Consider the following 25,285-nt stretch of genomic DNA (forward strand, 5'->3'; position numbering starts at 1 on the left):
ATTATCGACTTGCTATTTACAGTTGTGATACTGACGCATAAACTGATTGAAAAGTAATGAGAATAAGCTGAATCTCTTCTATCTATAATGCAATAACGCCTCTAAATTAAACTGAAGAAAAAATATGATAAACATCGTTAACCTTGAACACAATAAATTAACTATCAAAAATTGGCAGTTAGAAAAGCGTGAAAATTGGAGCATATTAGGACGAAACGGTTCAGGGAAACAATATATCAATCAGTTATTAATGGGCACTTTAGAAGCACAAAGTGTCGAACATTTACACTTACCAGATAAAAATAAAGTTGCGATTATTTCATTTGAAATGCAACAAGATACTTACGAGCATACGCTTGAACTAGAAGCGCCTGACTTTGTTGATGAAAATAACACTGGCACTAAAGCCAAAGATTTTATTCCTCAAGATAAATGGGATGATCCATTAATTAACGAATTTGGTTTAGCTCATCGACTTGATACACGCTATGTTCAATTGAGTACAGGTGAAAGTCGAAAGCTTTTGATCCTACAAGCAATTTTCAGCGGTATTGAGTTTCTCGTTTGCGACAACCCTTTTGATAGTTTAGATATAGCTTCCTGCGAGGCACTCTCCAAAGCGTTAGAACGTTTGTCTAAAACCAATATTACCGTGCTACTTATGCTAAGTAATCGACAAGATATTCCAGATTGGTGTAACAAGATTGCTTTTATTGAACGAGGACGTTTAGACGTTATTGGCGATCTAGATAGTACAGAGACTAAACATCAATTAGATATTTTATTAGCACCCAAGCAAGATGACTCTAGCTGGCCTGACAATATGAAGGAGCTATCTGATTACCAGCATCCCTATTTGGTTAAGTTATCCGAAGGTAAGGTTCATTACAACGGAGTGAATGTTTTCGAGAATTTAAATGTTGCAATAAAACCTTTACAGCATACTTTGATCACTGGTCCTAACGGCAGTGGAAAGTCTACGTTAATGCAGCTGATCACAGGCGATTGCCCACAATGTTATAGCAATGATATTAACGTTTTAGGTTATCAACGAGGCTCAGGTGAAACGATTTGGGAGCTTAAAAAGCAAATGGGGATTGTCAGTTCTGAACTGCATCGACAATATCGTGTTAATAGCGAACTATTAACTGTGGTGGTTTCTGGTTTTTATGACTCTATCGGGGTTTACCAACAACCTACCCAAGAGCAAATTGATATCGCGCGCCAATGGTTAGATAAAGTCGGTTTATTATCCGAACAAAAAACCTTATTTCAAAGTTTAAGCTATGGAGAGCAGCGTTTAGCATTAATTGCGAGAGCCTTGGTAAAATCTCCATATTTATTAATATTAGATGAACCAACGCAAGGCTTAGACGAACTTAATCGACACCGAGTGCTTAACTTTTTAGAACATTTAGCAACACAAAAACATAGTACTATGTTGCTAGTAAGTCACAGGCAAGATGAGTTTTTATCAATCTTTGAACAGCATATTATGCTTTAACCGATGGTTATTGATAGTAGATCTTTTACTAATTTAATGCGTTAATTTTAACGCGATACTTAAAGTAATTTATTAAGCTAATAAACGACAAAAGCACTATGAACTTAAAACCAGTGAATAGTGCTTTTTATATTGTGTTGGTGAGTTAAGGTAATCTTCTACTTATTTTTTTCTAATAATGCTTCTGCGTCTTCTTCAGAACAAGGTTTATGAAAATAATAACCTTGTATTTCATGGCAACCCAATTTTTTAATAAATTCATATTGCTCTTCCGTTTCGACCCCTTCTGCGATGATGTTTAAATCTAAACTACTCGCAATTAAAACAATCCCTTCAATAATGGCTTTATGTTTAGGATTATCCACTGCATCTTTAACGAAAGAACGGTCAATTTTTATTGTATCAATAGGGTATAAACTGATGCAGTTAAGCGAAGAATAACCTGTTCCAAAATCATCAAGAGCAATACTTACACCGTATTCTTTAAAACCTTGTAAAATTTTAAGTGCAGTGTGTTCATTTTCAATTAAGGTATTTTCGGTTATTTCCAACTGGATATCTTTAGGTGCAATGTTATAACGCTCAATAATTTCAATATAAACATCAAGTACAGAATCATTACGCAATTGTAATGCGGATAAATTAATAGATAAACGGGCGCTAGCTAAGCCTTTATCTCGCCAAATAGCATGTCGAGAACAGGCTTCTTCAAAGACCCATTCATCAATTTGACCAATCAAGCCTAATTCTTCAGCGAGTGGAATAAAGTGATTGGGTGAGACAAGTCCTTTGGTTTTATTAATGATTCGAACAAGCGCTTCAAAACCTACAATTTTACCCGTTTGCGCAGACACCTGAGGTTGATAATGCAAAACAAAGCCTTCAGTCGCTAATGCTTCTCGTAAAACATCTTCACACTTATTGCGTAATGCGTTTTTCTCTTCTAATGATTTATCATAAAAAGCATAGCCATTACGACCTTGAGATTTAGCTTGGTACATAGCGTTATCCCCTTTGGTTAATAAAGATTGTGCATCTTCACCATCGGAAGGATATAAACTAATACCTAAACTCAAGGCACTATAAACGGGTTTATCGTGAATAATAATAGGCTGTTTGATGTTAGTGAAAATTCGTTCCACTACCATTTCGACTTCATATCTGTGCTCAATATCAGGCAAAATAATAATAAACTCATCACCACCAAGTCGAGCGACCATATCGTTGGAGCGGATAGATTGATTTAAACGCCCTGCTAATTTAATTAATAATAAATCGCCAGCCCCATGCCCCATAGAGTCATTAATGTTTTTAAAATGATCTAAATCGATAAACATTAATGCAAATTTTGATTTGTTTTTTTCCGAGGCGGCAATGGTTTCTGTTAGTTTATCTTGAAAAGCTGTTCTATTAGCTAAGCCTGTTAAGGTATCTGAATAAGCTAAGTTTTTAATTTTATTTTCTTGTTTTCTTTGCTCAGTAATATCTTCAAACACGCCTCGGTAACCACAGAATACACCATCATTGACAATGGGTTTTGCAGAGACTAATAAGCAAATAATGCTGCCATCATAATGACGACACCAACATTCCACATCAATTAAATTTTCATGCGTTAAGATATTATCTAAACACCCATCATTAATATTAAACTCATTGAGTTTTTTACCTACTAAATACGATGGTGAATAACCAATAATGTAATTTGCAGAATCAGAACAGTAAGTAAATTGATTATTTACGTCAGTTTCCCATAACCAATTTGAGGTGCTATGGGCAATATCACTAAACCGTTTTTCAGCATTAGTTAAGTCTTGAATTAAGGTTTCATTTTTTAATGCTGAACTTATAATCGCACGCAAACTTTCAAAGGCAGTACCTTTACGATTACTTAAATTGATCACCATAAATCCAAAAGGCATTTTCCTGAAAGATAATGGAAAAACCATCAAGGTAAAACGTTTTTGGTAAGGCTCAATAGCGTCTGGCAATAATTTATTAGCGACAAAGTTTTTATTTTCTATTTCAAATGTTTCATTATGACGCACTGAAACAATGTTATTAGCAACGACACTCTCTGCATTAATATCTTGGAAAATAGAAATATATAAATCTGAAAGTTGTAGCACGTCAACGGTATATTTTTTAATACCTGCTAAATCAAAAGTTGAATTTAGGTTGTTAACAACGGTTCTAAAATAATTTAAATAATATTCGCTTTCAAAACGTTGAAACTTAATAGCGACTTGTTCCATATCGTTTTTTAATTCAATCAAACGCGTCATTAATGCAATTAAAGGGGCTTTGTCATTATCAATTTCTAAATAACGCAATGTACTTAATTTAAGTTTTGAAGTTAATGCTAACCACAACATAATATCTTCTGACTTGAGGCTTTCTTCTAACCTTAATTGTAAGTTAGTTAAAAATAATTCGAATTCTTTTGTGTAAATCGCTTCTTGGTATTCAGTTAATAACGCTGCCACTTCGGTTCTGATAATCCCACCTTTGTAGCGCTTAACAAGGTTGCCAATATAGGATTCTGTTTCTTTAAAAATTAGATCGTCATCTTGATTTAATGCTACTTCCACTTCTTTTTTTAAAGTTTTATCCGTTTTGTGGTAAAGCGCAGAATCACAACCACAGGACTTTCTTACCATTAATGTAGTGGGAATATAAATATCTTCGCTAGGCGGCTTACCTTCTAATTGTTCAATTAACTCAAGAGCAGCAGCTCTTCCTAATGCAAATAAAGGTTCATGAATACTGGTTAAAGCAGGACTAGCAAAAGCGCCTTCTAGTGTATCCATCGAGCCAATCACTGCAATATCCTCTGGAACACGTAAGCCAGACTCTCTTAGTAAATCAATAAAACCAATGGCTTGATTGTCATTTATAGCAATCGCGGCATCGAAAGGTTTAGTATTTTTTTCAAGAAACTCTTTATTTATTTTTTCTGTGGTTGACCCATTCAGATGCCCATAAATAACAAGATCTGGATCAAAAGGTAAATCGTATTTCAGCAGTAATTTTTTATAGATTTCCATGCGCTTATCCGAAGACGCATGGTTTTTAGGGCCTCTTAAAAAAACAATATTTCGACGCCCATGAACATGATATAAATGTTCAAATAGTTCGCTAAATCCGGTTTCATAATCCGTCAATATATTAGTGCAACTATCAATATGACTACCGATATTGATGGTAGGCACACTTGAAAATTGACCGATAAACTCTTGCGTCGCTTGTTCATCTAATAAATGAGTATGGGCGCTAAAGGGACTAATAACACCGGAGATTAAATCCATATCAACAAGATTGAATACGTCTTCACGCGCTAAGGTAAGAGGATCTGAAGAATTAAGTACACCACCACAAAAACCAATGACGTTGTACCCTTTTTTTTCTGCGACATGATTAACACCAAGCATGATGCCTTCTTGGTAGGAAGAGGTCATTGAGCCAACTAGCACTGCAATAGTAGGTAGACCATTTTTTAAGGCATGTTGTTCACTTACGGAACTCGCAGGCATTTGAGCAATTCTCCTTTATATTAAGCTATTTACAGCACATCAAGATTAACTTTTATTTACAAAAATAACAGTCAATATGAAAAAGGATGTGAGCAATATCCCTATTTAAAATAATAACTTAAAGCATCTAAAATAGTTATTCATAAAAATAAGTATTTCATCCCTGTTGCTTAAAGATAAAAATAACATAATGATTATAGCAACGATTCTAAGACTTACTCGATTTCTATAAAATACAAAGGTGACCTGTGTTAAATAAACTTAATTATTCTCTTTTTTTATCGTTAAATTGGCAACACTTTACTAACTTAACATTGTTTCAAAATTTAAAAGTGATGCAAAAAATAAGCACCACCTTTAATTTCACTTAACACTTATTTTATCCACCCCAATGTGGCCCACCATAAATAATCTAATGGCATCAAGAATAAAATAGTGACAATAGCCAAGGGTAAAGTCACTTTTAATAAACTAGCTAATGATTCCCTTGAAAGTTGCATTGCGATGATTAAAGGTGCCACCTGATAAGGAAAAAGAATAGTAGAAAATCCTATTACCTGTGTCATCAATACCGTTGTAACAGAAAAACCTGTTAATTGTGCAAAATCAGCAGCCATAGGTGAAAGTACAGTTGGCACGCCAGGTACAGTAGTCACTAAACCAGTTAAGGTTGAAATAAGTGAAAGCGACATAAAACTTAAAAATGTATTTTCAGTTGATGTGGGTAATAAATAACTAAAGGCTTGTCCCATAGACTCGCCTACACCGGAGGCATTCACTAAAGCACCTAAACCTAATGCAGCGGCAACAAAAATAACCGTTCCAAAATCAACAATACTGTTAAAGGATTTAGTCTCAACCACGCCCCATTTAGGTAATAACAAAATGATAGCCGTTGTTAACCCAACCCAAGCGGCGTTCACACCATGAATTGAATCTGTTATCCAAAATAATAATGTAATGCCTAGAAGCCAAGCGACTTTGTTTTGTTTTTTCTGATCGGCATTCGCTTCAGGAGCAGATTTTACTTTTTTCATATCCCATTCATTTACCACTTTGTCAGGAAAAATAACCAACACCAAGATAACAAGTAACAATGATTTAAGAATGCCTAAAACAGGATAATGCAACAATACATAATCGATGTAGCTAAAATGAATACCAAATAAAGTTTCACTAGCTCCGGTCAAAATCATATTAGGAATGTTTGCAGGGAGGATCGCAAAACTAGGGATATTACAAGCCAGTGCGAGTGCAACTGCGATTCCACGTCGCCCATTACTGCCTTGAACAAATCCAACTTTTTCAGCTAGTGCCATGCCAATTGGAATTAACACAATCGCCCTTCCTACGGAAGACGGCATAATAAAACCAAGTAACATAGCCGTTGCCACCAAGCCAAAAATCAAGCGCGAGTAACTAAATACCAAATAAGGCGCTATCACCGCTGCTAATCTTTTATCTAATCCAGTGGACGCAATGGCAGATCCAATCACAAACCCTGCAATAATCAACCATACGGCAGATGATGCAAACCCCGAGAGTAAAATACTATTATCAGCCAAATGAAAAATAGCCGACAACGCAAAAAAAATAAGCCCAGCTAAAAATGGCGGAATAATTGAAGTGCTCCAGCACGCTAAAGTCACTAAGATGATCGCAGCACTATAGGAAAAAGAAGCTGGGTGGCTACTAACGGGAAACAAAACAAGCAAAGATGCTGCGACTAATACACTAAATAAAATAATGTTTTTAAAACTAAATTTAACTTTCATTAATAATTTTCCTTACCAAAGAGCAGGCCCGATAGAAGTTATATAAATATAAGTCTGTTGCGAACAACAGCGAGAAGGTTATATGATAACCGACCTTGAATGGCGCTTTAAGTGACAAATATGACAACACACACTCATAAAACGACAAACTTAACACCTAACTTACAACCAAGTGATAATGCATTTATTAATGATCACACTCGCCCCGTTTTAACAAATAATAGAAGTATGCAAGCGGAAACCGGTGTTGTTGCTCATTCTCATGCGCGAGGCCAATTATTATGGGCGGAAACGGGTGTGTTAAGTATTACTAGCGACAACACCATTTGGGTGCTTCCTCCCACACATGCGGTTTGGATACCAAGTTATATCCCACATCAAGTCAATAGTGAAACACAAGCACAATTACGCAATCTATATATCGATCCCGCTTATCCAATTAGGCAAAACGAAAAATCAATCGTTATGCTAACAATGAGCCATCTGTTACGCGAGGTGATCCTAAAACTAACCGACACTAAAGTATCATTAACGGATCAACAAATAAAAAACTTGGGCTTAGTCGCTATTGATGAATTAGAAGTGCTTAAACCTTTTAATAACAATATCCATTCAGGAAAGGATTTGCGCTTACAGCGATTGATTAACTATATAGTGCAACACCCAAATCAACAGCTTTCATTACCAGATTTATCAAAAATAGCTGGTGCAAGTGCACGTACAATAGAACGTTTATTTAAGTCAGAAACAGGCATGACTTTTCGCCAATGGCGTAGTCGTTTTAAATTAATGAATTCACTTGCACTAATTACACAGGGGAAAACCTCTACGTTTATTGCACATGAATTAGGTTACAAAAGTGTGAGTAGTTTTATTACCACTTTCAAAGCCCAATTTGGCTGCACACCTCAAGAATATGCAACAAAAGAATAAATATCAGCGGTCAATTTCAGTTAACTTTATCGCGACAAAATAGGCGATAGAAACGATAAAAAAGTTAAATTAAGCTTGCCATTGTTGCTTCATTCGCTTGATGGTTTCAGCAGGTACATCATGAATACTCGCGAACTTTCCCTTGCATACTATCACTTCAATTTTGGCATTATATTGTTTCGCTAATTGTTGATAAGCTTTCATTTCCCAATGCCGTACAAAGGTATTAGACACCACGACATTATGCTGTTGCTGCAAATATTTTTCACATTCGTTTTCGCACCATTCATGTGCAGACTTCAATGATTCAGATTGAAAACAATATTCGCCACTCGCATTAACAAAATACATATCCGCTTCTAAATGCACTGTTTTTTGCTGAGCTTCATGACCAGCCAAATCAGCATCAGCCACCAACTTTCTAGCCAGTGTGCTTTTGCCACTTCCGGGTAAACCGCGGATTAATGTGAGAATTGGTTTGGACATGTATTTATATACTCGCTGTTATTTACTAGAAATCAAATCATCTTTAATGGCAAAGATCACTCGGCCTGTGATGCCATGTTCGTCCACTGCGACTAGTTCCATTTCACCATTTAATTGTATGGGCAATTGTAGGTGTAATGGAGCGGATTGGGTGCCGATATTGTCGCCATTTAAATACCAACTTACCTTGCCAAAAGCGCCCGTTGCATAAATATTCTTTTCAATAACTTCTGAATGTTGGCGGTAAATTTGTTGCTTGTTATCTATGCCGACTATGGTCAACACATCTTCTTGTTTTGGTATGGTTAAACATGCCTCTGAATATTTAGGAATGCGTGCACTTCTTCTTTCTTTAAAGGGAAGCCAAGGCTCTAGTTGACGAGGCCAAACATTAACTTGTTTTAATTCACCGGTTACTTCGCCGCACTGACCTAATAATCGCAGTTGAGTGTTGGGATCTACGATAATATTTTCAAGCGCATTATGGAATGCAAAACCCGATTCTATTTGTAATGTTCTTGGAGTTACGCCATCTTTAGTGAATGCAAATAGATGTCTATCACAACCACTTTTTACTAGATTAACAGAGCGTCCATCAGGCCAACAGATTTCTTTATCTTCCACTGTAAAAGGACGCTTCGGTTGCTGAATCTCGGATTGTGTATGCTCACTTTGCAACATATCTAAAATTGAAAACAAAGCTGGGGCTGCTGTTGTCACACCTAATGAACCTCTTAGTGGTTCTCCATTGGGTTTACCGACCCAAACACCTATTGTATATTGTTTGCTTGAGCCTATCGCCCACGCATCTCGACTAGCCCAACTGGTGCCCGTTTTCCAAGCGAGAAGTGGACGCTTTTGTTTAGAGAGTCCCCAACTAAATTGCTCTGGTGGTGTGAGTCCCGTTAAGGTTTTCCAAGTGATCCAAGCAGCAGCTTCACTCATTAAACGACGCCCTACTTGTTTACTTTTTTGAGTTTTTTCTTTTGTACTTTCAAAGTCACTAGTATCTTCAAACACTAGCGGTTTTACCCAGCCTTGATTGGCAAAGCTACTGTGTAAACTCACTAAACTTTGTAAAGAAGTGCCAGCTCCTCCTAAAATAACTGCGGCATTAGCTTTGTTAACTGGAATAGATAAAGGGTGTAATACATGCGCTAATTTGTTAACGAATTTTTGTTCCCCGTATGCTTCAATTAATTGCACAAAGGGGATATTTAAAGAACGCTGTAATGCGCGCGTTGCACTCACAGGCCCATCAAATCCATGACTAAAGTTACCCGGTTTATAACGAGAATTAAGGCGAGGAACATCGGCTAATAAAGATTGCGAATGAATGATGTTGTCATCGATGGCTAATCCAAATAATAACGGTTTTAATGTTGAGCCCGGTGAACGAATTGCTTTGACCATATCAACGTGCCCTGCGCGGCTGCTATCTAATATGGATGATGAACCAACATAGCTGATCACATGTTGCGTTTGGTTATCAACCACCAGCACCGCCATAGAAACAGCATCGCCTTGCAACCCAGCATAATCTAAAACATAACGACTAATTTGCTCTTGCAGAGCACGTTGAATATAAGTTTTGATCACCGCTTTGTGGGGGTTTTCTTGCTTTAAACGCCTTGCTAACAAAGGCGCCGCTAATGGCTGCTCAGGCTCCCACACCACAACAGGCTCTTGTTTGACTCTTAGCGCTTTTTGTTGGCTCCATTCGCCTTGACGGGCTAGTCGGTCAATCACTTTATCACGCGCTAACGTGGCGCGTTGAGGGTGACGATCAGGTCGATAATAAGATGGTGCTTGAGGTAATACGGCTAATAACGCAGCTTCTGCAGGACGTAAATCAGAAACGGGTTTACGAAGATATTGATAACTTGCTGCTTGCACACCTTCTAATGTGCCACCAAAGGGAGCGTAGTTAATATAAAGGCTTAATATTTCTTGTTTACTTAACTGCCACTCTAATTGGAAGGCGCGTAGAATCTGTTTTAATTTTCCTAATAAAGTGCGCTCATGAGGATGTAATAATCGAGCCACTTGCATGGTCAGCGTTGAACCACCAGAGATGATACGTTGGTTAACTAAATACTGCCATGCGGCTCTTAAAAAACTGATTGGATTAACACCAAAGTGACGATAGAAGTAACGATCTTCATAGGCAATCAAGGCATTAAGATATTCAGGGGAAACTTCACTTAAATTAACGTGATAACGCCACACACCATTTTTGTCTGCAAAGGCACGCAATGGATAACCTTCATCATCTAAAACAACAGTCGCAAAATCTTCCTGCTGATTGGGTAAAGCAAGCGGATAAATAATATTCGCTAACCATAAACTACCCAATAAAAAGCCAACAAAAAACAAGCTATAGACGAGCTTTCTTATTGGCTTTGTATCACTCCACTTTAGTTTAAGGTTGAGCATTAACTGTGATTTGTTTAATACTTCCACCTACGCCATAAACAGAAGGTTTGTACATAGATTCAATACGTACCGCAGGTACAACATAAACACCCGGATTTACCGCACGTGATAAGACGTATAATGTTTGTGTTCCTCTGCTAGGTAAATCTAAAGCCGCAATATAGCGATCTTCTCTGAATTCTTGATGTTCTATTTGCTCCGAAATATTCAACTTTTTACCATCAATGCTAATATCAGCAAGTTTTAAACTATTCGCTAGATTTTGATTTTCTAACTCTAAACCTGCAGGCATTAAATTCGCTAATAATGCATCAGGAACACGTTCATCACTAGTCACAATAATACGAGTAAGTAACAATTCACCAGAGTTTAATGTGTTATCAGTCGATAGTTTTGTTGCTTGCCCTTCTTTTACTGAATAATGATCCACGGAGACTTCTATTCCTTGATTAACATTATAAACAGGTTTAATAGGTACCCCGCTCCAATCAAATGAAGCATAAATAGGTGTTTCGCCTTGGTTAGTAAAAGTGGCTGTTGAATTATTAATTAGGTTAATGTTTTGATGGTATTCACCTGTTAAATTTAATGCTTCAACTTGACCCGCAACATTTAAAGTTCCGCGCCACGATTGATCTGCATATTGTGTTTCCATGGTGAGTGCTAATGATAAAAGTGCGCTACGTTCTTGCGTGCTTAACCATTTTTCTCCGTTTATATCCGAAGCTAATTGAGGCAGCATAGTTAACGCTTTCTGTTTAAGTTCATCACTCACCGAAGGTGTTGTTAATAATGCATTGATCACCATGGCATCGTCACGTATTTGACTTCCATAATCACCTAAATATTGATTAGTGCGTTTTTTAGTTAAGGCCGCATTAATCAATGCCGTTCCTTCTTTTTCACTACCAGTCATCAACATGGCTAACCCAAGATGTACACCCGGTAATTTACCAATCGCTGCATTAAGGTGTTTCTCTTGAATATCTCGCAATGGACCTAATGTCACTTTATTTTGTTTCGCTAATACATAAGCTGCATAAGCACGATAAGCTGCATCATAATGTTTAGGTTCACTTGACCATGTATTAACGTTATGACGGAAACGAGAACTTAAATAGCTTTGCAAACGTTTGGTTGCTTGGTTTAACATCTCAGCTGGTACATCAATACCTTTAGCTTTTAGATCATAAAGATACTCAGTGGCATAGGAGGTTAACCAATGTTGTTCAACAGAGCGCTTACTCCATAAACCAAAACTACCATCTGTTCGTTGTAATTCTGAATAACGTTCAATTGCGCTATTGGCTTTTTCAAGCGCTGTTTTGGCTTTATAAAAGTCTTTACCATTTAATGCTGAAGCAAAAGGGCGTGACTTACTTGTTGTTTGTTCCAAGCAAGTATAAGGATATTCAACAAGGTATTGCCAATGTGCTTGAGTATCAAGATTAGGGCTTAAGGCTACAGATAATTGTAATTTCTTACTCGCTGCAACAAAGGGTTTAAGTACATCCGTTGATAAAGAAAGATCATCACCCGGTAGCAATAGTACTTTTTTAGAATGAAATTCACTGGCTTGCGTTGTTCTTACTGGAATTGCCCATTCACGTTCAATAAATTCTTTTTCATTGTTGTCTTGATCAACTAAAGATAATTCAGCTTTGATCTTAGCTTCACCAATATCTTGCGATGCTTTCAGCGTGATATTAATGGTTTTCTTTTCACTCGGTTGTAAAGTGATAGAACGTATACTTCTTTGGAAATCAACTTGACCATCTACGGTTAATTCCAATTTACCTTCTGCTATTTTATCCGTGGTATTGGTTAGTTCTAAGACAACCTTACTGCTGTCTCCACTTGCCATAAACTTAGGCATTGAAACTTGAAGCACGACAGGCGAGCTTACTGTGATCGCTTGCTCTGCTTTAGCAAATTTATTTTGGTCAAAAGCAACGGCGGTTAACACAAGCTCACCATCAAATGCAGGTAATTGCAGTGGGATTTCAGCGATGCCATTTCTAATAATAACAGGGCCGCTAAATAAGCTGACAATTTGCACTTCACTTTCTGCTTTTTCACCACCACGCGTTAACGCGGCATCGCCACCCCAACGTAATTTAGCAATACTTGCCAATAAAGGTGTCATGACTTGGTCGTAAATATCAGTTAATGCACCTTGATAGGATCGTTGTCCATAAAAGAAGTCGTAAGGATCTTCTACTTTATAATCACTAACACTTAACACACCTGCATCGACGGCAGATAAAGTCACTCTAGCACTTCCTGATAACGGATTGCCCTGTGCATCTTTAGCGTTAATTTTAGCAATCACTTTTTGATTCGGTAACCAACGTTCTGGTACATCAATACTTAAATCAATTTTCCGCTCATCACGAGTTAACGGTAAATGCACAATGCCAAAACTGCGTTTGCTCACTGATTGGTCGTGATCATTTGAAGGCGCAACAACAAACACTGAAATATAAGCATCATGCCTTGTTAACCTTGCTGGCACAGTTAATGTAAATGACGATTCCCCTTTAATCACTGCAAATTGTTTTTGGTACAAAATAGAGTCGGTTTCAATGGTAATTAATGCATTACCTGCGGTAGGTGAACCAATACGTAAGGTTAACTTTTCTCCGGGTAAATAAGAGGCTTTATCTAAGGCTAAATTAACTCTATCGGGACGAATTGTACTGCTATTATCTTCCCATTGGTTGTACCATTCCTCTCCTGCAGTAAAGCGGTAAATAGTTTTTCCCTGAGTAGCAAGGTCGGTTAACTCTAGACGATATCCGCCCCATTCCACTTCAGTTGTAAATTTTAGTGGATCTTGGTTAGTGAAAGTAAGTGTTCGATTATCCACTGCATATTCTTTTTCGATACGTTGATAATGCCACCCTTTATCGTCACTGTAAGTCCAAAAATAACGTTTTTCTTCACGGATAACTTCGACTTTAACGTCACCTGTTCCGATGCTATTTCCTGCTTTATCAAGTCTGAGTAAATTAAAGTCTATTTTACTATTACTCGCAGATTGATTATTTTCAAAACCAGCTTTAACCGCGACAAAGCTATCTAATGGCCATAACAAACTATCATGATGACGATTGATTGCACGGCCACCACTTTCAAATAAACTATAATTTAAACGTACTTTTGTAGGTACATTCCAACGCTTCCAATCTTGTTTGATTTGGCTTACGTATTCACCCTCTTTATTGAGCGTCGCTGTAGGTAAGCCTACATTATTGACTTTTGCTGCATCTCGGTCACCGACAAAATAATCAGGCCATTGTTTGAAAGGGTTGTTCCAAGCAGATACGCTCATTGTAGATTCAAGTTTGTTGCCGGCTGCTGGTGCACCATATAAGTATTCACCAAGTACATTGACGGCTAAACCTTGTTCAGGTGTAAAGCGTTGTACTTTACCATTATCACCTAAGGTCAAACGTAAACGATCCGGCAAGAACTCTTCAACTTTAAACCCAAAGCTCGCAGTATATTGGCGGTTGCCTTTCATACTCACTCGCGCTTCCCAATTTCCGACAGGACCAAATTCAGGTAAATCAAGGTTATATTCGTAATAGCCGTTCTTTTTATCCGTTGCATTTAACCAAACTGATTTATAACGACTGCCATTAGGTTCATGGATTGCGACACTCAGCGCTTGGTTTTCAACACCTCCATCTGCATCACGTCTTAAAATACTCAAGGTTAATGATTCACCGGGACGATAAATATCGCGTTCAGAATAAACAAACAACTGGCTATCACTGTGTTGTAAACCACCAATATTAAAATCAGACAGGTCAAAGCGAGGGTTTTGATATGGCAAAATAGTCACTTGCTCGCCTTTGCGTGCCATAATTAAAGATAAGTGACGAATATGCTTTTTACTGACTGTAATTCGACCTTCAAGATCACTGGTCAACGAAGCGTAACGACGTGATTTACTATCTAATAAATCCACTTTGACACTAGGTAATATTTTTCCCGTTTTAATATCTTGAGTGATGATGTAAGTTTGCTTAGGGAATTGACGAATTTGTAAACCAATCGCCGATACAGAAAACCAAGTTGCCGCTGAAAATTCAAAACTTCCAGGTTTACCTAAGGTTGCAAAATAAACCCCACTATCGTTAGCCCATTTTTTGTCTGCAATAGAAAATTTGCTAATTTCTCTTTGGTTGGCTTTACCGCCAGTTTCAATCCGTGCGGTATAGAGATGCTCAACCATTTCTTCGCGTCTTTTATTATTGTAGTAATAAGCACCACTTGTAGATATTTGCTTAAATTCACTCAAAAAATCATTAAGCTTTTCTGTTTTTACACGATAAACATTAAGATCAACTTCAGGCATATTAATAGAATAAATGCCTAATTCATCTGAATGTCCGGGTACCAAAATTGCACCATTATCACTCTTGAAACTGACAACAGGTTGCATGGCTCTTGTTTCAATATTGTGTCTTGAATGCTCAGCAATCAAATTGCCATTATTCGCCTGTAAACCTGCAACCACATTAATCTGATATTTAGTTTCTGGTTGAATACCAAAAAACTGAATTTTTTTACCGTTAGCGCTTAATACAGGTGTTGCAAGTTTCGGAGTCGTTATAATAAAGCGATCAAAATCTTGGTTTGGCTGCAGTGGAATATTAAACATTAATTCAATGGCATTACTTGCTCCAGCTTCTCGCTCTGAAACATCCACTAACATTAATTCAATAGCAGGATCCGCGATTTCAGTTTGCACATCAGGAGTGTTATTAACAATTGGAGTTTCAACAATAGGCGTTGTATCAATAGATAGCATTTTATCATTAATGAAATTTACAGCGGTCTCGCTTACTTTGTTGTCATGGCACTCAAGTAACAACAAAGATAATACAATCACTATCCCCAATTTTTTAAGCAGCATTAAACGTAACTCCATTATAGTTTTGCGATGATAAGATAATTAAATAAAAACTCGCCATGAATACATCACATTATGGCTGTTTAAAGAAAAAAATATCAAGTAGAGAGTCAATAATCTCTTTAAAAAATCAATCAGACATTTACTTTAAGGAATAGTTTGGCGAGACACAAATACTAAATAGGTTAAGATGTATTTTTTAAGGTTGTGATACGGTTTTACTGATATAAAAAACGCTTAAGATAGTATCGATTTCAACACTAAACTTAAGCGTTTCTATTTATTAACTTTTAAAAAAGTTAACCTTTTTATGAATTAAATTTTAAATTGACTCACTAAGCGATTCAATTTATCACCTTCAGCAAGCACATCTTTTGAAACACTTTCTGCTTCTGCACTGCTTTCAGTTAATGACATCACAATGCGCTGGATTTCATTAACGTTGCGATTCACTTCTTCTGTTACCGAGCTTTGCTCAGTGGTTGCTGTTGCAATTTGAGTGGCCATATCGTTAATTGATGTAATGGCGCCAGTCACTGATGTTAAACTTTCAGAAATAGCCTGTGAAGATTCAACAGTACGTCCACTTCGCTCTTGGCTTAATGACATTGCATTAACAGATTGTGTTACTAGACGATGTAACTCTTCAAGCATCTCATTGATTTCAAGCGTACTCGTTTGTGTTCTGCTTGCTAAGTTTCTTACCTCATCAGCAACAACCGCAAAGCCTCGTCCTTGCTCACCTGCGCGTGCAGCTTCTATCGCAGCATTCAATGCTAATAAGTTAGTTTGCTCTGCAATGGCACCAATTACTGATAATACATTATTAATTTTTTGTGATTGCTCGCTTAATGAATCCATACAGCTTGCTGCACCGTTGATTTCTTCTACTAAAGCAGAAACTTCAACTAAAGATTCTTGCACTCGATCCTGTGCATTCATAACATCATTGGTAACAGCCTGGGTTGCTTCGGCAACATGGTTAGTATTACTTGCTACTTCGTTTGCTGTCGCTGACATTTCAGTAATTGCTGATACCACTTGATCCGTTTCATCATTATGAGACGTTAATTGAGAAGCAATGTTATTACTTTGCTTACTCATATCACCACCAGCCTGATTAATGCTGATTGTGGCAGTATTAATATCACTGATGATATGTCTTAATTTTTCAACAAACTGGTTAAATGAGTTCCCTAATTGCGCAATTTCATCATTACCAGAAACTTGTAAGCGTAACGTTAAGTCACCTTCACCTTGAGCAATATCATTTAAGTTTTCAACCATACGTTGGATTGGTTTCACCATTCTTGCGGCAGCAATAAATATAATCACAGCAGTCACGATAATTAATGCTAATGATGCAAATATTGTAAACATTATTTTTTCATGTAACTCTTTCTTCGCTACATTTGTATATTGAATAACTATTTCTTCAATATCCTCAATGTAAGCACCGGTTCCTAGCATCCAATTAGTACCAGGTACCATAGTGGCGTAACCTAATTTCTCAAGTTGTTCTGGAGAATCTGGTTTTTGGAAGTAAAAAGAATAAGTCCCATCTCCGTTCTGAGCAGCGTCCAATAGACCAACAATTAATTTATTGCCTTTTGTATCTTTTAAATCAATTAAATTCTTTCCTTCCAAAGCAGGTTTAACTGCATGAAAGATATTCACACCTTTAGTATCATAAATATAAAAATACCCTGCACTACCAAAACGAATATTACGTAAAGCGCCCTCAATATCACCATTTGGTAAAGATTTTTGATAAGCAATAATACCTAAAGCCACTTCAGTAATTTCTTTAAGTTGAGTATTTCTTTCTTTAATTAATGAAGTACGAAACTGAGTAACATCTTGTTCAAGCCCATCTGACTCAACAGTATAATAAGCCGAAATAAGCAAAACAATAATGAGAGTTATCGGTAATAAGGTAAGTAATAAGAGTTTATTTAGTAAGTTTAATTTATTCATTAGCGCTCCAACTATCCTATACAGGGATAATTTATTGATAGAAAAAGGATCTTCTATAACATTAGGTTCTTTTTCATATTATGTCGCCCGAAACCAATAAAACTTTAGTAAAAAATACATTTGTGAGAAGTAAGGCACACTCAGAGTGATTAATTAACAATCACTTTTATTACAATTAGTTAAGACAAGTTCAATAAATCAATAAAAATGTGAGTTATGTAACTGAGAAGAATAAAAGAGTCAACCTTGTCTTAACAAATTTAGTTAAAACAAGATGAATAAATAATAGAAATAATAAGGGGTGAATTAATGGAAATAAACTAATTTATAATACACGTTCGCCAAAGCGGAACACACAAAATTCACCTTCGTTCATTTTGTTCCATGCTTCATCTTTAGTTAGTGGGCGAGTCGCAATCACAGTCACTACATCCGTTGCAGAAGTTTCTTGCTGAAAATCCACGGTCATATCTTCATCAATTAACTGAGCTTTCCCAAACGGTGCTCGGCGAGTGATCCAATGTAAGTTATTAGTGCAATAGCACATCACATATTCACCGTCGGTTAGTAACATATTAAAAACACCTAATGCTTTTAACTGATCCGCACAACCTGCCACATATTTAAACATGGTTAACATATCATCGGGTTGTTGTTTGAATTCTTGATGCAATTTATTCAATATCCAGCAGAAGGCACGTTCGCTATCGGTTTGACCAACAGGATTCGCATAACCCATTGCTAAGTCTTCGTAACCAGTTAGTTGCCCATTATGCGCATAAGTCCAATTACGTCCACAAAGTTCACGAATAAAAGGGTGTGTGTTTTCTAAATTAACACCACCACGATTCGCTTGGCGAATATGGCTGATAACAGACTTACTTTTTATTGGATATTGTTTCACTAAGTCTGCAACTTTAGAATCACAGCTTGGATTGGGATCTTTAAAGCTGCGGCATCCCTTTCCTTCATAAAAGGTAATGCCCCAACCATCTTTATGCGGTCCAGTTTCACCACCACGTTTGACCAAGCCGCTAAAACTAAAACAGATATCCGTTGGGACATTGGCACTCATGCCTAATAATTCACACATGATTTACGCTTGAACCATCTTTTTTTCGATAAGATAAATTAAGATATGAATAATTTTAATATGAACTTCTTGAATACGGTCAGCAAAACCAAAATGCGGAACGCGAACTTCGACATCAGCTAAGCCAGCCATTTTTCCGCCATCTTTTCCGGTTAACGCAATCACTTTCATGCCCTTTTCTTTCGCGACTTTAATGGCATTTAAAATATTTACAGAGTTACCACTGGTTGATAAACAAAATAGCACATCACCTTTTCTGCCAACGCCTTCAAGGTAACGAGAGAAAATATAATCAAAACCATAATCGTTACCGACACAAGAAATATGGCTAACATCAGAAATAGCAATTGCAGGGTAAGAAGGACGATTTTCACGATAACGACCTGTTAATTCTTCTGCAAAATGCATTGCGTCACAGTGAGAACCACCGTTACCACAAGCTAAAACTTTGCCTTCATTTTTAAATGCATTCGCTAATAATGAAGCAGCTTCTTCAATTTTTTGTAAATTGTCTTGGTTAGACACAAAATCAGATAGCACCTTTTGTGCTTCTAACAGCTCATCTTTAATCAATGATAAATTCATAATACCTACTTAAATAATTTGTATACGAGTTGCATGACTTCATATTACTAAGTCATTTTGAACACCTAATAAAAAATAACCTCTTTGCTTATATGAGTATTATGAAGCATTAAGTTATGAATCAAAATAGAGATGCTTCATTTTTATTTATTAAAGGTGAGTATTCTTTAAATGTTGAAACCAACTTTGTTATTTATCGATAATTAAATAGTAGCGATTAGAAGAAAAATAACTAAGCAACTTAATGATAACGAGTATCAACAAGTTTTTGCAAGAACAATTTAAAGTTTAAGAATGTGTATATCATCAGAATCATCTTTCTCTGCAAACTGATTTTTTAACACTTTTTTAGGCACCATATGGATTTCGCCATTTTGTGCAATGGTGAAATGGTCTGGGTCGATATTAAACTCTTTTTGATAAGCCATAACTAACTGTAATGAATGCGCTTTTTGCTCTTCTGTTAAAGGCTCTCCATCCAACCATTTTCCTGTTTCTACAGCTGTTTTAAGTTTTTCATAAAGTGATGGTGATATATTTTTTGCATAATCATTGATATTTGACACTGACTTTACCTATTGATGATGGTATATATTAAGTTCATAGTCGCTAAAGTATATTTACTTATATGGAATTATCTACTTATGTTTATGTTTAACTTTAAATCTTTGCTATTGATCTTGATTTCACTCACCCTTGCTGGATGTGGGCTTAAAGAAAAAAGCATAAGCCAAATTTGTGAAGAAGCACCAGGTATTTGTAACGACTTACATGTCATTGGTGATTGTCGCTACAATAGAACATCACTGATCAGAGCGCGTTATAATCACTTGCAAGAGTCTAATGATAAAAATATTAAAACATTACTAGAAGAGCTCGATGCTTATAAAGTTTGTTTAGCACCGACGTTACAAATTGCTTATAAACGTTATAAAGATAGAAAACAAAAACGTTTAGATAACTATCTTGCAAGCCAAAAAGTCATTGATCAACTATTAAAAGACTCAGTTGGTACCCAAGATCCTAACTTAGCTTATTACCTGTGGACAAACTTTAACGACCTACAGGCTAAAAAGGTATTTTTAGCCGCTGCTAAGCAACCTAATTTAACCGACCCATCAGTGTTAGCTAAATTAGCTGTTTATTACAGTGCAGATGAAACACAAAAATCACTAGATTTTTATTACAAAGCCTTGCGTGAAAGTAGAAGTATTGAAGAGTTACCTAGTAATATCTTTTTACAATTAGTGTCTTTTTTCTTCCGTACCAATAAATACGAAGAAGCATACATATGGGCAAAAGTAACACTTGATACTGCCGATGACGATGATGAGTTACCGCCTATTAATTTAGATCTCATTGTCGATAGAGGATTTATTACAGAGGATATGCAAAGCGAATTAGATACAAAAGTTGATATGTATATTGAAGCACTTGAAGATGGCGTATTTAAAGAGCAAGCACCACAATATTTCCAAGAATTACCTGCACAATAAACTTAATCAAGTTAACCTATAAAAAGCGACTTAATAGTTAAATTAAGTCGCTTTTATTTTATCTAAAATCAAATAACGAAGATGAATAAACACCTGCTTCTAATAACAATTCATGCATCCCTTCGGGTAAAGATTCTTCAGCATCAATCACTACGACACATTGATTCCGAATACTTTCTAACGTCAACAAATTAAGCATGTCATAAACATTATAATAAACAAAAGCCCCCTGCTCTCGTTGTGCACTTTCAGGTACCCACCAAAGTCTTAATAGAGCAGCGATATGTTTAATATGTAACACTCTTGTACGTTTCATACTTGATTGCAGCAACTTAATGAAAGCTTGGTAGCCAGATCTATAAAGCTGATCCGGTATTAATGGTGAGTATTCCACACTTTGATTTAATGTCATTGGCCAGTCTAAAGGAGCTTTAATGTTAATGCCTTGACAATAAACGTCGCTGTTAGCCCACATTTTAAAGCTGTTTTTTGAAGCGCCAATAACAACTTGCTGATAATACTTCAATGTTGTGCCTTGAGATTCAATCAGGGTTTCTAATGCTTCAAATTGTTGCTTAACAACCCAATAACAGTATTGCCAAAATACTATTTCTTGTTTATTTTCAGCAATCCAATTCTGTGTACCTTGGCTTGAATAAGATTGAAAATCCGCAGGCCAATTCAAATAATCAGTTAATTTATTTTCAGACAAAAATTGATGATGTAAAGCATCAAAGCTAGCTTGCTGTTTAAGGTCAATACCGCCATCAGTAATGAAAGTAGAAAACGCATCCTTTACGTTTTGTGGCTCTTGTTTATTAAAGCCATCAAATAAAACACGTAATACATCTAACTTAGCTTTGATAACTGTGATCGCATCATAATCAGTTAAGTCATTCAAATTTTTCAACACATCTTGTGCTGTTTTATAATGTTTAAATTCAGCGACTGCTGTTAAATCAAGGTGATATAAATCAGTCCACAACTCAGGCAAAGCCTGCACTTTAATAGAATCTAGAAGGTTAGTTTCGCTTTTATCAGCTGTTAAGTGAGCCAATGAAATGTTAGTGCTTACTACTTTTTTATCTTTTTGTATCTGCGCCGATTGATAACAAACATCAGGTGTAATAATTAAATGCATAACAGCAAGAGGCTCTTCATTACCGACTTCTAACAAAGCAAGGTGATGATATCCAAGATCTAATTGGACTGGTAAGGTCACACTATATAGTTGAAATTCAACATCTGAAATTTCATTAACAGCCAATAAAGGAAAGTCTGCAGCAGTTAATAACTCATCCATTTGCAAACCGGCTTCCGTGGTTACTCGATAAACTAATTGGTCAGTCACAAAATCAATAGGTAAATGAACTTCTAATTCGTAACTTGCCGATTGTTGAAAAACAGAAACAGGTGGCAATAGTGATAACCAATGGCGTGTTTCTTCTTCTTGATAATACGTCAATAAAGCATTGTCATCATCAGCATCAAATCCCAACTGTTTCACTATGCCTTTAATACACTCTTCTTCAACAATGCAAGGTTCGCCCGAGGCATTAATAAAATTTGGATCAATACTCTTTAATTGCATAAACGAATCTAATGCCGTACCACTCATATCACACCTATACTTAATATTTTTTAGTTCAAAGAATTATCTGCTATTTAATCTTGATATTGCAATTAATGCATAAAGTTATCGATTTGATCATTAAACAAGTCATTACCAGTTTAAATCTCATTGAAATTTGCAGCTTTTAACGTACTTTACTTGTTACGTACTTTTTATACCAATAACATTAAAAATGATTTGTTGGTATTGCTTAAAATAAGTGATTTAGTTTGCACTAAAGTTAGGCGCACTAAGGATCAAACAAGGGATATTATGATTTCTCATATCAAGCTTAATGAAATAAAAAAACTATCCGACTCAGTGACTTTAAAAACAAACGATCAAGGGTTTGAGTTTATTATTATCGATCATCAAAACTTTGATGCCGCTTTTACATTGCATGGCGGACACCTTATTCACTTCCAACGCAAGCATCAAAGACCGCTTATATATTTAAGTAAAACGGCAGCTTTTAATAATAGTAAAGCCATTAGAGGCGGTGTACCTATTTGCTGGCCTTGGTTTGGAAAACCTAATCAAGAATTCGCAGAGCCATTACCATCTCATGGATTTGCTAGAATCAGTAAGTGGAAAGTAACCTGCATTAATGAAGATAATCAGGGTGTTAATATTGATTTTTCATTGGCTAGCAGTGAAGCAAGTAAACAACTATGGAAACATGATTTTCAACTTACCTTAAAAGCCTCACTGAGTGACTTTATCGAACTATCATTAGTCACAGAAAACACAGGTTCAAGCAGTTTCACCTATAGCGGCGCACTACATACTTATTTGCATATAGCCAATACAGAGCAAGTTAACATTGAAGGTTTAGCTGAAGATTACACCGATTCATTAGATGCAGGCAAAAGCAAAAAATCGCCTACACTATTAACTATTAATGCTGAGTTAGATGCAATTCATCAAGTAAACCAAGGTGACCTTATGGTCAACGATGGCGGCAACCAACGAAAGATAATGGTAACGAATAGTGGAAACGATTCCGTGGTTGTTTGGAATCCATGGATAAATAAAGCAGCAAGTTTCGCTGATATGCCTGATGATGGCTATCAAACTATGCTTTGTATTGAATCAGCTATTACTGGACAAAATGGCGTATTAGTTGAGGCAGGACAAGCACATACGCTAAGCACGACTATAAAAGAAACAGCAATGAAATAGGCTGTGATAAAACAAAACGAACAAATAAAAATCAAGTTACCTTGTAATTACGTTGTAATATTGCATAAAAATGATCATCTAGTTACAATTGCCGAATATAGTAATTTTGAGTCAAGTAAATTAAATACTGCTCACTAGATAAACTAATCGCGCTATTACTGTGTTTTTACTTTATTTAATGTGAAATTGCACTTAAGATAATCTTGTAATTTAATTACAAGGATACAAGCTCAAAAAACAAGTTAACTTGTAATTTATGTTTTTTTGTAACTTATTTATAAGCGAAAATGTTTTCAGAGCCTATAACTTGACCAACATCAAGTCATAAGTGTTTTTGATACTTATAATGATGACAAGTTTAAAATTAAACCTCCAAAAGGAAAAGAGAATGACAATTAAAGTAGGTATTAACGGTTTTGGCCGTATCGGCCGTTTCGTATTCCGCGCTTCATGTGAACGTGCAGATATTGAAGTTGTTGCAATCAATGACTTAATCGACGTTGAATACATGGCTTACATGCTTAAATATGATTCAACACACGGTCGTTTCAACGGTACTGTTGAAGTTAAAGACGGTAACCTAATCGTAAACGGTAAGACTATCCGTGTTACTGCTGAACGTGATCCTGCAGACCTAAAATGGAATGAAGTAGGTGTTGACGTTGTTGCTGAAGGTACTGGTTTCTTCCTAACTGACGAAACAGCTCGTAAACATATCACAGCTGGTGCGAAGAAAGTTGTTCTAACTGGTCCTTCTGGTGACGTTCCAATGTTCGTTAACGGTGTTAACTTTGACGAATACGCTGGTCAAGATATCGTTTCTAACGCTTCTTGTACTACTAACTGTCTAGCTCCTATCGCTAAAGTACTTAACGATAAATGGGGTATTGAATCAGGTCTAATGACTACGGTTCATGCAACAACTGCTACACAAAAAACTGTTGATGGTCCATCTGTTAAAGATTGGCGCGGTGGTCGTGGTGCTTCTCAAAACATCATCCCATCTTCAACTGGTGCAGCTAAAGCAGTAGGTAAAGTAATTCCTGCTCTTAACGGTCTTCTAACTGGTATGGCTTTCCGTGTACCAACTGCTGACGTTTCTGTTGTTGACTTAACAGTTAACCTTAAAACTCCTGCTACATACGCAGAAATCTGTGCTGAAATGAAGCGCGCTTCTGAAAATGAAATGGCTGGCGTTCTTGGTTACACTGAAGACGACGTAGTATCACAAGATTTCATCGGTGAAACTCAAACTTCTGTATTCGACGCAAAAGCAGGTTTATCACTAACTGATAAATTCGCTAAAGTTGTATCTTGGTACGACAACGAAATCGGTTACTCAAACAAAGTTCTTGACCTAGTTGCACTTATTTCTAAATAAGACTGACTTAAGTTAAACATTGTTTTAAGCCTATACTTCGGTATGGGCTTTTTTGTACCTGAAAAAAAGTAAAGATGATAAATTCGTTGGTTAAATTCAGTATCTTGGTACGACAACGAAATCTGTTACTCAAACAAAGTTTTAGACCTAGTTGCACTTATTTCTAAATAAGTTTTAACTGACTAGAATAATAAGCCTGCTATACGCAGGCTTTTTTGTACCTGAAATAAAGTAAAGATGGTAAATTCGTTGGTTAAATTCTGTATCTTGGTACGACAACGAAATCGGACTATGCGAAGACACGAAACAAGACAGTCTTAACTTTGTTCATAAAGCCTGCTAAATACAGGCTTTTTTTGTACCTGCTA

At 36.4% G+C, this 25,285-nt stretch carries 15 protein-coding genes; 5 read left to right on the forward strand and 10 right to left on the reverse strand.

Going from position 1 to position 25,285, the window contains the following annotated elements; all coding sequences use genetic code 11:
• Window positions 1–124: 124 nt before the first annotated feature.
• The gene (locus E2R67_RS14135) at window positions 125–1,504 is read left to right on the forward strand and encodes an ATP-binding cassette domain-containing protein (protein WP_134291601.1); all 1,380 of its coding nucleotides are present in this window, start codon (window positions 125–127) and stop codon (window positions 1,502–1,504) included.
• 158 nt (window positions 1,505–1,662) lie between these two features.
• Here the strand turns inward: E2R67_RS14135 and E2R67_RS14140 are convergent, their stop codons facing one another.
• A complete protein-coding gene (locus E2R67_RS14140; RefSeq protein WP_134291602.1) occupies window positions 1,663–5,037 on the reverse strand; it encodes an EAL domain-containing protein in 3,375 nt (1,124 codons plus the stop codon).
• Between the two features lie 374 nt (window positions 5,038–5,411).
• Entirely contained in the window at window positions 5,412–6,812 is a 1,401-nt protein-coding gene (locus tag E2R67_RS14145) for an SLC13 family permease (RefSeq protein ID WP_134291603.1), read from the reverse strand.
• A 120-nt stretch (window positions 6,813–6,932) separates the two neighbouring features.
• On the opposite strand from E2R67_RS14145, the gene E2R67_RS14150 reads away from it, so the two are divergent.
• On the forward strand, window positions 6,933–7,745 hold the full coding sequence (locus E2R67_RS14150) for an AraC family transcriptional regulator (protein ID WP_208379541.1): 813 nt from the start codon (window positions 6,933–6,935) through the stop codon (window positions 7,743–7,745).
• Window positions 7,746–7,814: 69 nt separating this feature from the next.
• On the opposite strand, the gene E2R67_RS14155 is transcribed toward E2R67_RS14150, so the two are convergent.
• The 7 genes from E2R67_RS14155 to E2R67_RS14185 form a co-directional block, all read right to left on the reverse strand.
• Window positions 7,815–8,231: an ATP-binding protein gene (locus tag E2R67_RS14155; RefSeq protein ID WP_134291604.1), complete on the reverse strand. Its 417-nt coding sequence runs from the start codon at window positions 8,229–8,231 to the stop codon at window positions 7,815–7,817.
• Between the two features lie 18 nt (window positions 8,232–8,249).
• Window positions 8,250–10,694: a penicillin-binding protein 1C gene (gene pbpC / locus E2R67_RS14160; protein WP_134291605.1), complete on the reverse strand. Its 2,445-nt coding sequence runs from the start codon at window positions 10,692–10,694 to the stop codon at window positions 8,250–8,252.
• Window positions 10,654–15,594: an alpha-2-macroglobulin family protein gene (locus tag E2R67_RS14165; RefSeq protein ID WP_166739398.1), complete on the reverse strand. Its 4,941-nt coding sequence runs from the start codon at window positions 15,592–15,594 to the stop codon at window positions 10,654–10,656. Before E2R67_RS14165 ends, pbpC begins: the two co-directional genes overlap by 41 nt.
• Before the next feature lie 312 nt (window positions 15,595–15,906).
• Entirely contained in the window at window positions 15,907–17,568 is a 1,662-nt protein-coding gene (locus E2R67_RS14170) for a methyl-accepting chemotaxis protein (protein ID WP_134291607.1), read from the reverse strand.
• Window positions 17,569–17,893: 325 nt separating this feature from the next.
• Window positions 17,894–18,661, reverse strand: coding sequence for a class II glutamine amidotransferase (locus E2R67_RS14175; RefSeq protein WP_134291608.1), 768 nt, complete (start codon window positions 18,659–18,661; stop codon window positions 17,894–17,896).
• Between the two features lie 3 nt (window positions 18,662–18,664).
• Window positions 18,665–19,246 carry a D-sedoheptulose 7-phosphate isomerase gene (gene lpcA, locus E2R67_RS14180; RefSeq protein ID WP_134291609.1) on the reverse strand — a complete coding sequence of 194 codons (582 nt, stop codon included), beginning with the start codon at window positions 19,244–19,246 and terminating at the stop codon, window positions 18,665–18,667.
• Between the two features lie 281 nt (window positions 19,247–19,527).
• Window positions 19,528–19,812, reverse strand: coding sequence for a YeaC family protein (locus E2R67_RS14185; protein ID WP_134291610.1), 285 nt, complete (start codon window positions 19,810–19,812; stop codon window positions 19,528–19,530).
• A 78-nt stretch (window positions 19,813–19,890) separates the two neighbouring features.
• Here E2R67_RS14185 and E2R67_RS14190 point away from each other — a divergent pair, with 78 nt between their 5' ends.
• Complete coding sequence (locus tag E2R67_RS14190) at window positions 19,891–20,742, forward strand: DUF2989 domain-containing protein (RefSeq protein ID WP_166739399.1); 852 nt, start codon at window positions 19,891–19,893, stop codon at window positions 20,740–20,742.
• Between the two features lie 58 nt (window positions 20,743–20,800).
• On the opposite strand, the gene E2R67_RS14195 is transcribed toward E2R67_RS14190, so the two are convergent.
• On the reverse strand, window positions 20,801–22,360 hold the full coding sequence (locus E2R67_RS14195) for a 4-alpha-glucanotransferase (protein ID WP_134291612.1): 1,560 nt from the start codon (window positions 22,358–22,360) through the stop codon (window positions 20,801–20,803).
• Window positions 22,361–22,627: 267 nt separating this feature from the next.
• Here E2R67_RS14195 and E2R67_RS14200 point away from each other — a divergent pair, with 267 nt between their 5' ends.
• Window positions 22,628–23,536, forward strand: coding sequence for a D-hexose-6-phosphate mutarotase (locus E2R67_RS14200; RefSeq protein WP_134291613.1), 909 nt, complete (start codon window positions 22,628–22,630; stop codon window positions 23,534–23,536).
• 388 nt (window positions 23,537–23,924) lie between these two features.
• The gene (gene gap / locus E2R67_RS14205) at window positions 23,925–24,917 is read left to right on the forward strand and encodes a type I glyceraldehyde-3-phosphate dehydrogenase (protein WP_134291614.1); all 993 of its coding nucleotides are present in this window, start codon (window positions 23,925–23,927) and stop codon (window positions 24,915–24,917) included.
• Window positions 24,918–25,285: the final 368 nt, after the last annotated feature.

Origin of the sequence: Psychromonas algicola (assembly GCF_004378355.1) — a bacterium.
In the GTDB taxonomy this organism is placed as follows: domain Bacteria; phylum Pseudomonadota; class Gammaproteobacteria; order Enterobacterales; family Psychromonadaceae; genus Psychromonas.